Annotated in this window: 10 protein-coding genes; 7 read left to right on the top strand and 3 right to left on the bottom strand. The window is 70.9% G+C overall.

Annotation, left to right across the window (positions count from 1 at the left end; genetic code table 11):
* Window positions 1-414 precede the first annotated feature (414 nt).
* Complete coding sequence (locus ACZ67T_RS15895; protein ID WP_469984403.1) at window positions 415-864, top strand: PTS sugar transporter subunit IIA; 450 nt, start codon at window positions 415-417, stop codon at window positions 862-864.
* 74 nt (window positions 865-938) lie between these two features.
* Complete coding sequence (ptsP, locus tag ACZ67T_RS15890; RefSeq protein ID WP_469984430.1) at window positions 939-2,609, top strand: phosphoenolpyruvate--protein phosphotransferase; 1,671 nt, start codon at window positions 939-941, stop codon at window positions 2,607-2,609.
* Between the two features lie 62 nt (window positions 2,610-2,671).
* Here ptsP and ACZ67T_RS15885 read toward each other — a convergent pair whose 3' ends face one another.
* Window positions 2,672-3,574 (bottom strand): hypothetical protein, encoded by a 903-nt coding sequence (locus ACZ67T_RS15885; protein WP_469984402.1) that lies wholly within the window; start codon window positions 3,572-3,574, stop codon window positions 2,672-2,674.
* A gap of 78 nt (window positions 3,575-3,652) precedes the next feature.
* Window positions 3,653-5,629: an acetoacetate--CoA ligase gene (locus ACZ67T_RS15880; RefSeq protein ID WP_469984401.1), complete on the bottom strand. Its 1,977-nt coding sequence runs from the start codon at window positions 5,627-5,629 to the stop codon at window positions 3,653-3,655.
* A 214-nt stretch (window positions 5,630-5,843) separates the two neighbouring features.
* Between ACZ67T_RS15880 and ACZ67T_RS15875 the strand changes: the two genes are divergently transcribed.
* The gene (locus ACZ67T_RS15875) at window positions 5,844-8,201 is read left to right on the top strand and encodes a glycoside hydrolase family 31 protein (protein WP_469984399.1); all 2,358 of its coding nucleotides are present in this window, start codon (window positions 5,844-5,846) and stop codon (window positions 8,199-8,201) included.
* Between the two features lie 38 nt (window positions 8,202-8,239).
* On the opposite strand, the gene ACZ67T_RS15870 is transcribed toward ACZ67T_RS15875, so the two are convergent.
* The gene (locus tag ACZ67T_RS15870) at window positions 8,240-8,773 is read right to left on the bottom strand and encodes an NUDIX domain-containing protein (RefSeq protein ID WP_469984397.1); all 534 of its coding nucleotides are present in this window, start codon (window positions 8,771-8,773) and stop codon (window positions 8,240-8,242) included.
* A gap of 72 nt (window positions 8,774-8,845) precedes the next feature.
* Between ACZ67T_RS15870 and ACZ67T_RS15865 the strand changes: the two genes are divergently transcribed.
* From ACZ67T_RS15865 to ACZ67T_RS15850, 4 genes are all read left to right on the top strand, one after another.
* Complete coding sequence (locus ACZ67T_RS15865) at window positions 8,846-9,670, top strand: M15 family metallopeptidase (RefSeq protein WP_469984396.1); 825 nt, start codon at window positions 8,846-8,848, stop codon at window positions 9,668-9,670.
* Between the two features lie 60 nt (window positions 9,671-9,730).
* Window positions 9,731-10,177 (top strand): Zn-ribbon domain-containing OB-fold protein, encoded by a 447-nt coding sequence (locus ACZ67T_RS15860; protein ID WP_469984395.1) that lies wholly within the window; start codon window positions 9,731-9,733, stop codon window positions 10,175-10,177.
* Window positions 10,174-11,364, top strand: coding sequence for a lipid-transfer protein (locus tag ACZ67T_RS15855; protein ID WP_469984393.1), 1,191 nt, complete (start codon window positions 10,174-10,176; stop codon window positions 11,362-11,364). The genes ACZ67T_RS15860 and ACZ67T_RS15855 overlap by 4 nt, the downstream gene beginning before the upstream one ends.
* Before the next feature lie 106 nt (window positions 11,365-11,470).
* The gene (locus ACZ67T_RS15850) at window positions 11,471-13,159 is read left to right on the top strand and encodes an EAL domain-containing protein (RefSeq protein WP_469984391.1); all 1,689 of its coding nucleotides are present in this window, start codon (window positions 11,471-11,473) and stop codon (window positions 13,157-13,159) included.
* The last annotated feature ends 326 nt before the right edge of the window (window positions 13,160-13,485 follow it).

The raw sequence follows: 13,485 nt of genomic DNA, 5'->3' as shown, positions 1-13,485 counted from the left end.
CCGACTCTATCAGACTCTTTCGTGTCCGATTTCCTCGGTGCCTTTCAGGTTTCCGCTCCGGCCTTTCGGCTTTTCGCGTTTCCCTTTCCGGCGGTCCAAACACTATCAGTGATTTTCCGCCGCTCTGACCATGGACTTCTGCGGGCATGCAGAAGTCGATCAAAGCTAAGATCTGTCGTGATAGTTGCCGCTGAGCCACCAGGCACTCGAAGGTGCCGCTCGGCCTCAAGCGGGAGTACGACAGTACATGGGCGTGCAGGGCAGGCGCAAATCGTTTGCGTGCACCCTCTACGTCAGCCAACCGGTACCTCCCATGGGGAACCGGGACTTTTTATGACTTACGCTCTGAAACGGTACGCCGTCCAGGACATGCAGTGACGGCGACCATCAATCTCCGCCCCTGGGAGGCTTGCCATGACCAGTGTGACGTCCCCGCTCGCCGGACGCGCCATTGGACTCTCCGCCGTTCCTGACCCGGTCTTCTCCGGTGCGATGGTCGGTCCCGGCACCGCCATCGATCCGGTGCGCGAGCCCTCGGCGGCTGTCGCGCCCGTCGACGGCATCGTCGTCTCTCTTCACCCGCACGCCTATGTAGTGGTGGACGACCAGGGCCACGGCGTCCTGACGCACCTGGGCATCGACACGGTTCAGCTGAATGGCGAAGGCTTCGAGCTGCTCGTCAACAAGGGCGACACCGTGCAGCGCGGTCAGGAGATGGTGCGCTGGAACCCGGCCGCCGTCGAAGCCGCGGGCAAGTCCCCGATCTGCCCGATCGTTGCCCTCGAGGCCACCGCTGAGTCCCTCTCCGATGTGGCCGAGGACGGCGACGTCAAGTCCGGCGACGCACTCTTCAGCTGGAAGTGACGCGAGCCGTCGCTGACGGCATGCAGGTCAACCACCGCGGCGGCTGGGCCCGCCGCACTATCGGAGACGGTGAGATGGAGACAACGCTGCGAGGCGTCGGCGTGAGCCACGGTGTGGCGATCGGCGAGGTTCGGCACATGGGGACGGCGGTTCTCGAGCCGCCGGCCAAGCAGATTCCGACGGAGGACGCGGAGCGCGAGCAGGGGCGCGCCCGTCAGGCCGTGGAAGCTGTGGCGGCCGATCTGATTGCGCGCGGCAATCTGGCGGGTGGCGAGGCACAGCATGTGCTCGAGGCCCAGGCCATGATGGCGCAGGACCCGGAGCTCATGGCCGATGTCGACCGACGTATCGCGGTCGGCAGCACGGCCGAGCGTGCGGTGTACGACGCCTTCGCGTCTTATCGGGCGCTGCTGGCCGGTGCAGGTGAGTACCTCGCGGGTCGCGTCGCCGATCTGGACGACGTCCGGAACCGGATCGTGGCGCGGCTGCTCGGAGTGCCGATGCCCGGTGTCCCGGACAGCGACAAGCCCTACGTACTCATCGCGCGGGACCTGGCTCCCGCGGACACGGCGCTGCTCGACCCGACGCTCGTGCTCGGCTTCGTCACCGAGGAGGGCGGGCCGACCAGCCACAGCGCAATTCTGGCGCGCGCGCTCGGAGTGCCGGCCATCGTCGCGCTTCCGGGTGCCGGTGAGCTCGCCGAGGGCACGGTGATCGCTGTCGACGGCAGCACCGGCGACATCTTCGTCGACCCGACTCCGGAGAAGCGGGCCGAGCTGGAGGCTGCCTCCGCCGCGCGGAAGGCCGCGCTTGCCGCGTCGTCCGGTCCCGGTGCGACGTCCGACGGTCACAAGGTGCCGCTCCTTGCCAACGTCGGCGGTCCGGCCGACGTGCCGGCCGCGGTCGAGGCCGGTGCGGAGGGTGTGGGTCTCTTCCGTACCGAGTTCCTGTTCCTGGACGACAGCAGCCGCGCTCCTTCCGAGGAGAAGCAGGTCGAGGCGTACCGGAAGGTTCTCGAGGCGTTCCCCGAGGGACGGGTCGTGGTGCGCGTCCTGGATGCCGGTGCGGACAAGCCGCTGGACTTCCTGACGCCCGCCGACGAGCCGAACCCGGCTCTGGGTGTGCGTGGACTGCGCTCGCTGCTCGAGCACCCTGAGGTGCTGCGTACGCAGCTGACCGCGCTGGCCAAGGCTGCTGAGGGTCTGCCGGTCTACCTCGAGGTCATGGCTCCGATGGTCGCCGACCGTGCCGACGCGAAGGCCTTCGCCGACGCGTGCCGTGAGGCGGGGCTCGAGGCGAAGTTCGGCGCGATGGTCGAGATTCCGTCGGCCGCTCTCCGGGCGCGTTCGATCCTTCAGGAGGTCGAGTTCCTTTCTCTGGGGACCAATGACCTGGCGCAGTACACGTTCGCCGCTGACCGGCAGGTCGGTGCGGTGTCCCGGCTTCAGGACCCGTGGCAGCCCGCACTGCTCGACCTCGTCGCCCTGTCGGCTGACGCGGCGAGGGCCGAGGGCAAGAGCTGTGGCGTCTGCGGTGAGGCCGCATCCGACCCGCTGCTCGCCTGCGTCCTGACCGGTCTGGGCGTCACCTCCCTTTCCATGGGTGCGGCGTCGATTCCTTACGTGCGGACGGCGCTCGGCAAGTACACGCTGGCGCAGTGCGAGCGTGCGGCCTCGGCCGCGCGTGCCGCGGACTCCGCCGAGGAGGCCCGCAGGGCCGCCCAGGCGGTGCTGTCCGGCGAGTAGCCGGAAGCCGGTTCGCTGTCGTGGGGCGCTTCACCTTCGTGGTGGAGCGCCCCACGGTCGTTTCAGTGGGTGTGCCCGCCCGCGGGGCCGGTGTCTCCGAGGTCGGGTGCCGCGCAGTAGTCGACGCCGGACTCGGGTGCGACGAGGTCGCCGGACTGGGCGTCGGTGCAGTAGGCGTCGAAGACTTCCGCCGCGGTGAGCGGTAGCAGGCGTTCGTCGCGCAGGCGCCAGCCGCGGACGCGGTCGTCCTTGTTCGCGGCAGTGGTGCGCATGACCAGGCCGCCCGGGCTTGCCGTGGCGATGCCGAGCGCGAGGACCGTGGTGAACTCGAGCGCCTCCTTCTCGTCGAGTCGTGTGCTGCCCTCGGTGCAGCGGTCGACGTGGAGTACCGACAGCACCGATTCCGCGTCGGTGGGGATGCTGCACACGAGGTGGTGGGTGCCGGTGCCTGCCGCGTCGAGGACCTGCGTCAGGAGGTGCGAGGCTCGGGCGAAGGCGTCCCTTCCGATGTCCCGGCCGCAGGCGCCGCACGGTCCGATCCTGGCGAGGACGGACGAGGCGTACTCCCAGGTGGCCTGGCGGACGGCCTCGTCGACGAGGTCGGGCAGGAGGTCGGCCAGGGGCTGTCCCTCATAAGGCACGGTCGCGCCCAGGACGGCGAGTTCGGCGGTGAAGCGGGCGCGGCTGGTGGGAGTGTCAGGTTCGAGGCCGCTCTCGGCGCAGAATTCCGCGTACTCCTCGGGGTCGAAGAGGGCGACGGTGGTGTGTCCGCCCTGGGCGGCGAGGGCCCGGAGGAGGCTTTCGACCTGCTGGAGGTACGTGTCGTGGTCGTCGAAGGCGAAGGAGCGGTAGCTCCGCATCGCCGTGAAGTCGCGTTCGTCGGCGAGCAGGCCGATGATGCCCGCGACTTCACGGCGCAGGACGCGTCGCATGCCGGCGTGGTGGGTGTTCTGGGTGTGCGCCATGGTTCCCCCTGAGAGCTGTAGTCAATGCTCACTCACAGTAATCGGGGGCACTGACAACGGCGGGGGAACCGGGTTCGGTCAGGGGCGGTTGCGGGCGATGTCCTCGTAGAAGCGCAGGAGTTCGACGCTGTCGACCGAGCCGAGGTTGACGGCCTTTTCGAGGGGGGTGCCCTGGAGGAGGCGTTTGACCGGGACCTCGATGCGCTTGCCGGTGAGGGTGTGCGGGACGCCTGGGGCTTCGATGATGTCGTCGGGGATGTGGCGCGGGGAGAGGTTCTCGCGGATGGTCTGCTTGATGCGGGCGCGGAGGTCGTCGTCGAGTACGGCGCCGGGTGCGAGGTGGACGAACAGGGGCATCCAGTAGCCGCCGTCGGGCTGTTCGAGGCCGATGACGAGGGACTCGCGGATTTCGGGAAGGCGTTCGACGGCCTCGTAGATGTCGGCCGATCCCATGCGTACGCCCTGGCGGTTCAGCGTGGAGTCCGAACGGCCGTGGATCACGACCGAACCGCGTGACGTGAGGGTGATCCAGTCGCCGTGCCGCCAGACGCCGGGGTAGGTGTCGAAGTAACTGTCGTGATAGCGGCTGCCGTCGGGGTCGTTCCAGAAGCGGATCGGCATCGAGGGCATGGGGTTGGTGACGACGAGTTCACCGACTTCGTCGATGAGCGGTTTGCCCTGCGGGTCCCAGGACTGGAGGTCCGTGCCGAGGCAGGGGGCCTGGAGTTCGCCGATGTGGACGGGCAGGGTCGGGACGGCTCCGGCAAAGCAGGAGCAGACGTCCGTGCCGCCGCTGACGGAGGCGATCCAGAGGTCTTCGCGCACCTCGTCGTGGAGCCAGCGGAAGCCGTCGGGGGGAAGCGGCGAGCCGGTCGTGGCGACGCACTTGACGCGGGACAGGTCGTGGTCGCGCGAGGGATGGACGCCGGCCTTGTGGCACGCCATGACGTAAGCGGCCGAGGTCCCGAAGAGGGTGGCTCCGGTGCGTTGGGCGACGGCCCACTGGGCGCCGGTGTCGGGGTAGCCGGGGCTGCCGTCGTAGACGACGATCGTGGTGCCCGTGAGGAGGCCGGAGGCGAGGAAGTTCCACATCATCCAGCCGGTGGACGTGTACCAGAAGAACCGGTCGCCGGGGCCGAGGTCGCAGTGCAGGCCGAGCTGTTTGAGGTGCTCGACGAGGATGCCGCCCTGGGACTGGACGATCGCCTTGGGGAGTCCGGTCGTGCCTGAGGAGTACAGAACCCACAGCGGGTGGTCGAAAGGGACGGCTTCGAAGACCGGCTCGGTGTCGGCGGATGTGAGCTCCGACCACTCAAGGGCCCCTTCGGGGGCGTCCGTGCCCAGCAGCGGGATGTGGACGACCGCGCGGAGGGTGGGCAGTTCGGCGCGGAGTTCGCCGACCGTGTCGCGGCGGTCGTGCTCCTTGCCGCCGTAGCGGTAGCCGTCGACGGTGAACAGGACGACGGGTTCGACCTGCTGGAAGCGGTCGAGGACACTGCGGGCGCCGAAGTCGGGGGCGCAGGACGTCCAGACTCCGCCGACGGCCGCGGTGGCGAGGAGGGCGACGACGGCCTCGGGGATGTTCGGCAGATAGCCGCTGACGCGGTCGCCCGGGCGTACGCCGATGGCGCGCAGCTCGGCGGCGAGCGAGCCGACCTGGCGGCGCAGTTCCGCCCAGGTCACGGGGCGAGGTTCTTGTGTCTCGTCCACGTGGAGGATGGCCGGAGTGTCCGCGCGCTCGGGGTCGGTGGCGGTGCGCAGGGCGTGTTCGGCGTAGTTCAGGGTGGCGCCGGGGAACCATTCGGCTCCGGGCATGGAGCGGTCGCCGAGCACGCGCGCGTAAGGGGTGGTGAACCGGATGTCGAACCAGTCGGCGACGGCCTTCCAGAACGTGTCGAGTTCGGTCACCGACCAGCGGTGCAGCGCTTCGTATCCGCCGTCGGCGGGGGCTCCGTGGTGTTCGGACGCCCAGGCCTGGAAGCGCGTGATCTGCGCCTCGGCGACGAATTCGTCGTCGGGCTTCCAGAGCGGCGTCGGATTCGCTGCGGACGGCATGGGGCGGCTCCCGGATGTACGCGTGGTGTGCGGCGGTCCCGCGCACGGGCCGGTGTGTGCGCGTGACACGGCTGACAGGGACGATGCCACGTGATCGACTTCCGCACCAGGTCGCGCCCCACATAGTCCACGTCGTGAAGATGTGCTGTCACCACGGATGAACGGCAGTTGAACGACTCACCTTTGCGCGCCTCGCAATGACAGGGTGAGCAGCATGAACGGTCGTGACCTGGTACGCGCGGTGAGGGCGGTTGGCTTGGTGGGTGCGGTCCAGGGATTGCGGGCGGTGCGGTCCTCGTGGCGCAGGAAGCGGGCCGATGCGGTGGGTCTGCGGCGTCGGGGGCGGGAGCGGGCGAGGGTGCCGGGTCCGGTGACGGGGGCCGAGCCGGCGCCCGGTGGTGGTGTGGTCCGGTTCACGCGGTCCCGGCTGCGGATCACGGTGACGGTGACGGGCGCCGTCTTCTGGGGCTGGGACGGAGCGGACCCGGAACCGTCGTACGCGCTGGCGGGTTCCTGTCCGCAGCCGGATCCGCGGGCCGTCCTGGAGCCGGACAAGGACGGCGGCTGGCGGGTGGTGGCGGAGCGGGTGACCGTCGTCGTGTCGCGGCACGGCGCCGTCTCCGTGTGCACTCCGGGGGGTGTGGTGCTGCGGCGTGACCTGCCGCCGCGTTGGTGGGAGCCCGTGGACGGGGGCGAGGCGCGGTGGGTGCAGCGGTCCGAGGTGGCCGCCGACGCGCGGATCTTCGGACTGGGCGGCCGGGCCTCGGGGCCCCGGCTGCGGGACGGCGCGTACCGGCTGTGGAACACCGATCCGGGCGGTTCTTTCGGGCCTGGTGATGATCCGCTGTATCTGACCATGCCGGTGCAGATGGTGGTTGCCGACGCCGGCACCCATCTGGTGTTCCACGACAACTCGTGGGACGGCACGGTGACGCTGTCCGAGGGCGAGGAGGGTGCTGGTTCCGGGCACGACCGTGCGGGGACGTGCGAGGTCCGGATGGAGGGCGGTCCGCTGCGCTGCTGGGTCATGGTGGGTCCCCCCGCGCGCGTGCTGCAAGCGTGGGCGTCGCTGACCGGTGCTCCCGCGCTGCCGCCGGCCTGGGCACTCGGTTATCAGCACTCGCGTTGGGGCTTCGGCGGGGAGCAGGCCGTGCGGCGGATCGTCGAGGGCTACCGGGAGCGAGGCCTTCCGCTCGACGTGGTCCATCTCGACATCGAACATCTCGACGCGTTCCAGGTGTTCACGGTCGACCGGGAGACCTATCCGGGTCTTCCGCGGCTCGCCGAGGACCTGCGCGCGGACGGTGTGCGGCTGGTGTCGATCGTCGACCCGGCGGTCAAGGCGGAGGCGGGGAACGCCGTGTACGACGCGGGAGCGTCCGTGGACGCCTTCGTGAAGGACGCGGCGGGGAGGGCCGTGCGGGGCGTGGTGTGGCCGGGTGAGTCGGTGTATCCCGACTTCACCGACCGGGCGGTGCGCAAGTGGTGGGGCGGTCTGTACGAGGAGCGGCTCGCCCAGGGCTACTCGGGGTTCTGGCACGACATGAACGAGCCGGTGTCCTTCGCCGCGTTCGGTGACCCGACGCTGCCCCGCTCGGCACGGCACTCCCTGGAGGGGCGGGGCGGTGACCATCGGGAGGCGCACAACGTGTACGGGCTGTGCATGGCGCGCGCCGGGTACGAGGGGCTGCGTGAACTGCGGCCCCAGGAGCGGCCGTTTCTCTTCTCGCGCTCGGGATGGGCGGGGATGCAGCGCTACGGGGGGACGTGGTCCGGGGATGTGGCCACGGGGTGGCCCGGTTTGCGCGCGTCGTTGTCCCTGGTGCTGGGCCTCGGGTTGTGCGGAGTGCCGTATTCGGGTCCGGATGTGGGCGGCTTCGACGGGGATCCATCTCCGGAGCTGTATCTGCGGTGGCTCCAGCTGGGTGCATATCTGCCGCTCTTCCGTACGCATGCGGCGCTGCGGGCGGGGCGTCGGGAGCCGTGGGAGTTCGGTGACGAGGTGCTGGAGCACGCGCGCGTGGCGCTCGTCGAGCGCTGGCGGCTGCTGCCCTACTTCGTGACGCTGGCTCATCTCGCGCGGCTTACGGGCGCTCCGTATGTGCGGCCTGTGTGGTGGGGTGCTCCGGAGGACAGGGCGTTGCGGGACTGCGAGGACGCGTTCTTGCTGGGTGACTCCTTGTTGGTGGCTCCGGTCCTGGAGCCGGGTGCGGACAGGCGGGCGGTGCGACTGCCGCGTGGGCGCTGGTACGACACGGAGAGCGGGCAGGCTCACGAGGGGCCCGGTCAGGTTCTGGTGGCCGCGCCGCCGGCCCGTGTTCCCGTCTTCGCGCGGGCGGGCGCGGTGATCCCGGTGCGGGGCGAGGACGGGGAGCTGTGCCTCGAGGTGTGGGCTCCGGCGCAGGGGCGTACCGGCGGCGGGGTTGTCGTGCCCGACGTCGGCGACGGCTGGCAGACGCCGGACGTTCAGCGCTACACCACGCGGTGGAGCGGCGGCAGTGTGGTGGTGGAGCGGCAGGACGAGGGAGGGCCGGCCGAGCCCGCGTACCCGGTGCGGGTCCGCGGGCTCTGAGCGTTCAGAGGGCTGGGGAGGTCATGCGGCGGTGCGCGTCACACGTAGCGGCCCTCGAACCAGGCGCGGGCGGCCAGGGTGTGGAGGGGGAAGGCGAGTTCGGCCGGGCGGCGCAGGAGGTGCCAGCCCTCGGTCTCGTCCGTGACGGCGGGCTCGGGCAGTTCGGCGGCCGGGCGTTCCGGGAGGAGACCGAACAGGAGCAGGTGTCCGTCGGGCGAGCTCATCGCATCGGCGAGGCGCACGTCGCGGCTCGCCGCCTCGATGCCTGTCTCCTCCTTGAGCTCACGGACGACGGCGTCCTTCCAGTCCTCTCTGTGGTCGACGAACCCGCCGGGCAGGGCGACTCCCCCGCGCGCAGGGGCGATGGTCCGGGTGATCACGACGAGAGCGGAACCACGGCTGTCGTAGACGGCCTGGAGGGCGACCGCGACCGGCAGGGGGTTGCGGTAGCTCACGTTGCCGCAGGCCGGGCACGTGCGCGGCCATCCCGAAACGTCGGGTCCGTAAGCGGTTCCACAGCTCGAACAGTGGGAATCCGGAACGGCGTTGGTTATGTGGTGGGGTGCTGACACGCCGCGGACTGTATCCGATCGCGAAGCGCTGCTCTTCCCTGGCCACCCTTGATCCTGATAAATGCAGGGTTCATGACACGAACAGCAACTGCCGTACGCCGACTCGCCGTCACCGCTGCCGCCGCGCTCCTGTGGACGGCCACCGCTCCGAGCGCCGCACAGGCGAAGCCCGAGCCCAAGGCTCCCGCCCAATTCGTCGCGCTGCGCGACGTCGACCCGACGATCATCCAGGAGATCCGCTACATCACTCCGCACAACTTCGTCGGGGCGCCTGTGGACGGCTACGAGAAGCCGATGTGCATCCTCACCGAACCTGCCGCGAAGGCGCTCCACAAGGCGCAGACGGGGCTCCTGAAGCGGGGTTACTCGCTGAAGGTGTACGACTGCTACCGGCCGCAGCGGGCGGTCGACCACTTCGTGCGCTGGGCCAAGGACCTCGACGACCAGCGGATGAAGGCGGAGTTCTATCCGCAGGTCGACAAGACGCGACTGTTCGCCGACGGTTACATCGCGGAGAAGTCCGGGCACAGCCGGGGCTCCACACTCGATCTGACCGTCGTGAAGCTGCCGGCGGTGCCCACGCGCGCGTACGTGCCCGGTGAGCGGCTGGCGCCCTGCTACGGACCGAAGAAGGACCGCTTCCCCGACAACTCGGTGGACATGGGTACGGGCTTCGACTGCTTCGACACGCTCGCCCACACCGATGACCCGCGGATCCAGGGGGCGCAGCGCGCGAACCGTGACCTCTTGCGGGACGCCCTGGCCGCCCAGGGGTTCGTGAACCTGCCCGAGGAGTGGTGGCACTTCACGTACAAGCCGGAGCTCTTCCCGGACACGTACTTCGACTTCCCCATCTCGCGGCGTTCCCTGAGTGGCCGGCCCATGACACACTTCTGACGGTCCATCAGATCTGCTGGTGTTCTGGTGGCGTCGTCGGAATCCAGCGCGGGAGGGGCCTTGTCGCGTACGCACACACCTGTCGTAGCCGATTGGTTCACCGGGGAGGGGGAGGACTTCCGGCTGCTCGGCACGCGCTGCTCGGCCTGCGCCTCGGTCTTCTTCCCCCGCGAGGACACCTTCTGTCGCAACCCCGGCTGCGCCGGAGGGGAGCTGCTCTCCGTGCCGCTCTCCCCGCGCGGCCGGGTCTGGTCGTACACGGACAGCCGGTACCGGCCGCCCGCGCCGTACGTGTCCGATCCGGAACTTCCGTGGCAGCCCTACACGTTGATCGCTGTGGAGCTGGAGGCGGAGCGCCTGGTGGTGCTCGGGCAGGCGGTTCCCGGGGTCTCCGTGACCGACCTGGAGGTGGGCATGGAGGTGGAGGTCGTGCCCGGCGTGCTCGACGAGGACGGGGACACGACCTGGACGACGTGGCACTGGCGGCCGACGGGGGTGGCGGCATGACGGACGACGTGGCGGTGCTCGGTGCGGGCATGCACCCCTGGGGCAAGTGGGGGCGCGGTTTCGTCGAGTACGGGACGGTGGCTGCGCGGGCGGCGCTCGCCGACGCCGGGGTCGACTGGCGCGACGTGGACTCCGTCGTGGGCGCGGACACGGTGCGGGGCGGGTACCCGGGCTATGTGGCGGGCGCGACGTTCGCGAAGGCGCTCGGCTGGCAGGGCGCGCGGGTCGCAAGCGTGTACGCGGCGTGCGCCTCGGGCGCCCAGGCGGTCAACGCGGCGCGTACACAGATCCTCGCGGGGCTCGCCGACGTCGTGCTCGTGGTGGGTGCCGACGCCGCGCCCAAGGGGTTCTTCCGGCCCGCGGGCGGGGACCGGCACGACGATCCGGACTGGCTGCGGTTCCGGGTCCTCGGCGCGACCAACCCGGCGTACTTCGGCCTGTACGCGCGTCGGCGCATGGCTGCGCACGGGGACACGCTGGAGGACTTCGCGCAGGTCAAGGTGAAGAACGCGGCGGCGGGCGCGCTCAATCCGAATGCCCGGTACCGCAAGACGGTGACGGCCGAGGAGGTGGCCGCGTCGGCGGTCGTCGCCGATCCGCTGCGGCTCCTGGACATCTGCGCCACGTCCGACGGGGCGGCCGCCCTCGTGCTGTGCGGCATGGACTTCGCGCGCAGACACGGAGTGCGCAACCCGGTGCGGATCCGCGCGGTGTCGACGGTCACGCCGACGTATCCGAACACGGTGCTCGACCTCCCGGACATCGCCACCGACTCGGCGGCGGCCGTCGAGCCGGACGGCGTCACCTTCCGCGCCTCCATCGCGCGGGCCGCGTACGAGGAGGCCGGAATCGGCCCGGAAGACCTCTCCCTCGCCGAGGTGTACGACCTGTCGACCGCTCTGGAGCTCCAGTGGTACGAGGATCTGGGGCTGTGCGGCGAGGGCGAGGCGGCGAAGCTGCTGAGGGAGGGGGCTACGGCGCCGGGCGGGCGCATACCCGTGAACGCCAGTGGCGGACTCGCGTCCTTCGGCGAGGCGGTCCCCGCACAGGCCATCGCCCAGGTCTGCGAGCTCACATGGCAGCTGCGCGGCACGGCGGGCGCCCGGCAGGTGGCGGACGCCCGCGTGGGAATCACCGCGAATCAGGGACTGTTCGGGCACGGCTCGTCCGTGGTCGCGGTCCGCTGACCGGCGGCCTCCCATGGATCCGTACGCTGCGTGTTCGGCCGAAAAGGGTGCGTGAACAGCTCGTGAACTGCGCCTGGGCGCGCGCCGGGGGCGCCATTATGCTTCCGTGCCTTCCTGGACGGACGCTCTCCGTTTCGCCTTCCAGCCGGTCGTCAACCTGACGACCGGAGCCGTGGCGGCCCTGGAGATACTCGCCCGTCCGGAGGTCGGCGACGTGCTGGCACAGGCCCGGCGCGACCCCGAACTCGACGGCCGGCTAGCCGCGTTGGCGGTGCGCTCGGCGGCGCAGCGGGAGACGCTCCTGCCGCTGCACGTCAATGTGTTCGCGGGGACGGTGGCGGACCTCGGTGGTCTCGCCGCACTCCGGGAGGCCGTCCGGGACGTGGGGCGGCTGCCCTGGGAAGTGACGGTCGACATCGGTCCCCCGTTCACCCACGTGCCACACCTGGCGCTTCTGGAGGGGGTCACGGCCCTGCGCGAGGAGGGCTTCCGGATCTGTGCGGACGGCGTCGGTGACGGCGACCTGCCCCTGCGGCTCCTGGTCGACCTGGCGCCGGACCTCGTGAAGCTCGATGCCTCGCTGCTGTCGCGTCCCGCGTCGGTGAGCGCGATGCGGACACTGTGCGAGGGGCTGGGCGCGCTGCTCGCCGTCGAGGGCGTGGAGACGGAGATGCAGTGCGGCGCCGCTCGGGAGGCCGGTGCGCAGCTGGCCCAGGGCGAGCTGTTCGCGCCGCCGTCGCGGCTGCCGGCGGCCGATGTGTACGTCCCGGCGCTGACTCCCCCGGTGGCGTCACCGCCGCCTTCGGGACCGCCGGTGCGCCAGTTCGTGCGGCCCGCCGCACTGCTGCCCGCCTCGGCGTCGGCGGGGCGCGTACGCGCCCTGCTCACCGGGTCTCCCGACGTGTCCGGCGTCCTCCTGGTGGACTCGGCGGGCGCACCGGTGCGCTCGGTGCAGCGGGACCGCTTCCTGTTGTCCCTGTCGGGCCGCTACGGGCACGCGCTCTACGCCGACCGGCCGGCCGCCCGCCACGGTGACCGGCCGCGCACGGTGGGCGTGGACGCCACCGCCTGGCAGGTACTCGACGTACTCGCGGACGGCGAGCGCAGCCGTACGGCCGACGACGTCGCGGTCGTCGACGAGCGGGGCCGGTGCGTGGGCATCGTGCGCCTCGCCGACCTCGTGCGCGCCCTGGCCGAGAGCCGGGTCGAGGAGGCGGCGGCGCTCAATCCGCTGACGCGGCTGCCCGGTTCGGACTCCATCACGGACGAGGTGGACCGGCGGATCGCGCAGGGGCGCGGGTTCGCCCTGAGCTGGCTGGACATCGACGGGTTCAAGCAGGTCAACGACGGGGCGGGGTTCGCCGCGGGTGACGACCTGATCCGCGAGGTGGGCAGGTCCCTGGAACGGGCCGCGTCGGGGGCGACCAGGGTGGGGCACATCGGGGGCGACGACTTCCTGGTCCTGGCCGATCCGGACGGGCTCGATCCGCTGGCTTCCGCGGTGCTCGACGTGCCCTGGGCGGCGGGCGGGCGGCCCGTCACGATGTCGCTCGCCACGGTGCTGTGCGCGGCGGGCAGCGTCGCCGACCACCGGCAGGCGGCCGCCTCGCTGGCGCCACTCAAACAGGCCGCCAAGGCTCTGCCGGGGGCGAGTTGGGTCATCGGACGCTCGGACACGCCGGGGCACGAGGTGCGGCGGGGCATGCGTTCGGGGGCGGCCCCGGTGTCCGGGGCCGTCTGGGCGGGGACAGGACCGCGCGCGGAAGCGGAATCGGGCCGGGCAGCCACGGGATGAGGCGGGCGCGGGCCGTACGGGCGGGCGCCGCCAACCGTTCCCGTCCGCGACCTTGACGCTCCATCACGGCCGGTGAACACTTCCCCGTGTCAGTCGGCATCGCCGCACGTCGTCCCACCGCCGCTCAGGGCCCCAGCCTGTCCGTCGGGCTCCTCCTGTCGCGTTCAGGCAGGTCAGGGCCTTCTCCTTGCGGCGATACGAGCGATCCGACTGAGCGGGAACGCTTGTCGCGGGCGCCGGGCGGGGCGCGGGAACCCTCGTCGTCGGCCGTTGCAGCCAGAGCCATCCGGAACCAGCCATGGAAAACGCACCCTGCACTGAGGACC

It is taken from the genome of Streptomyces sp. NPDC107517, assembly GCF_055582645.1.
The sequence above is the reverse complement of the archived record's forward strand: the minus strand, read 5'-3'. Positions and strand labels throughout refer to the sequence as shown.

Bases quoted from the DNA above. Each gene is read 5' to 3' on its own strand.
- ACZ67T_RS15880 (WP_469984401.1), bottom strand. From the start codon at position 5,629: ATGCCGTCCGCAGCGAATCCGACGCCGCTCTGGAAGCCCGACGACGAA.
- ACZ67T_RS15865 (WP_469984396.1), top strand. From the start codon at position 8,846: ATGACACGAACAGCAACTGCCGTACGCCGACTCGCCGTCACCGCTGCC.
- ACZ67T_RS15875 (WP_469984399.1), top strand. From the start codon at position 5,844: ATGAACGGTCGTGACCTGGTACGCGCGGTGAGGGCGGTTGGCTTGGTG.
- ptsP (WP_469984430.1), top strand. From the start codon at position 939: ATGGAGACAACGCTGCGAGGCGTCGGCGTGAGCCACGGTGTGGCGATC.
- ACZ67T_RS15895 (WP_469984403.1), top strand. From the start codon at position 415: ATGACCAGTGTGACGTCCCCGCTCGCCGGACGCGCCATTGGACTCTCC.
- ACZ67T_RS15885 (WP_469984402.1), bottom strand. From the start codon at position 3,574: ATGGCGCACACCCAGAACACCCACCACGCCGGCATGCGACGCGTCCTG.
- ACZ67T_RS15855 (WP_469984393.1), top strand. From the start codon at position 10,174: ATGACGGACGACGTGGCGGTGCTCGGTGCGGGCATGCACCCCTGGGGC.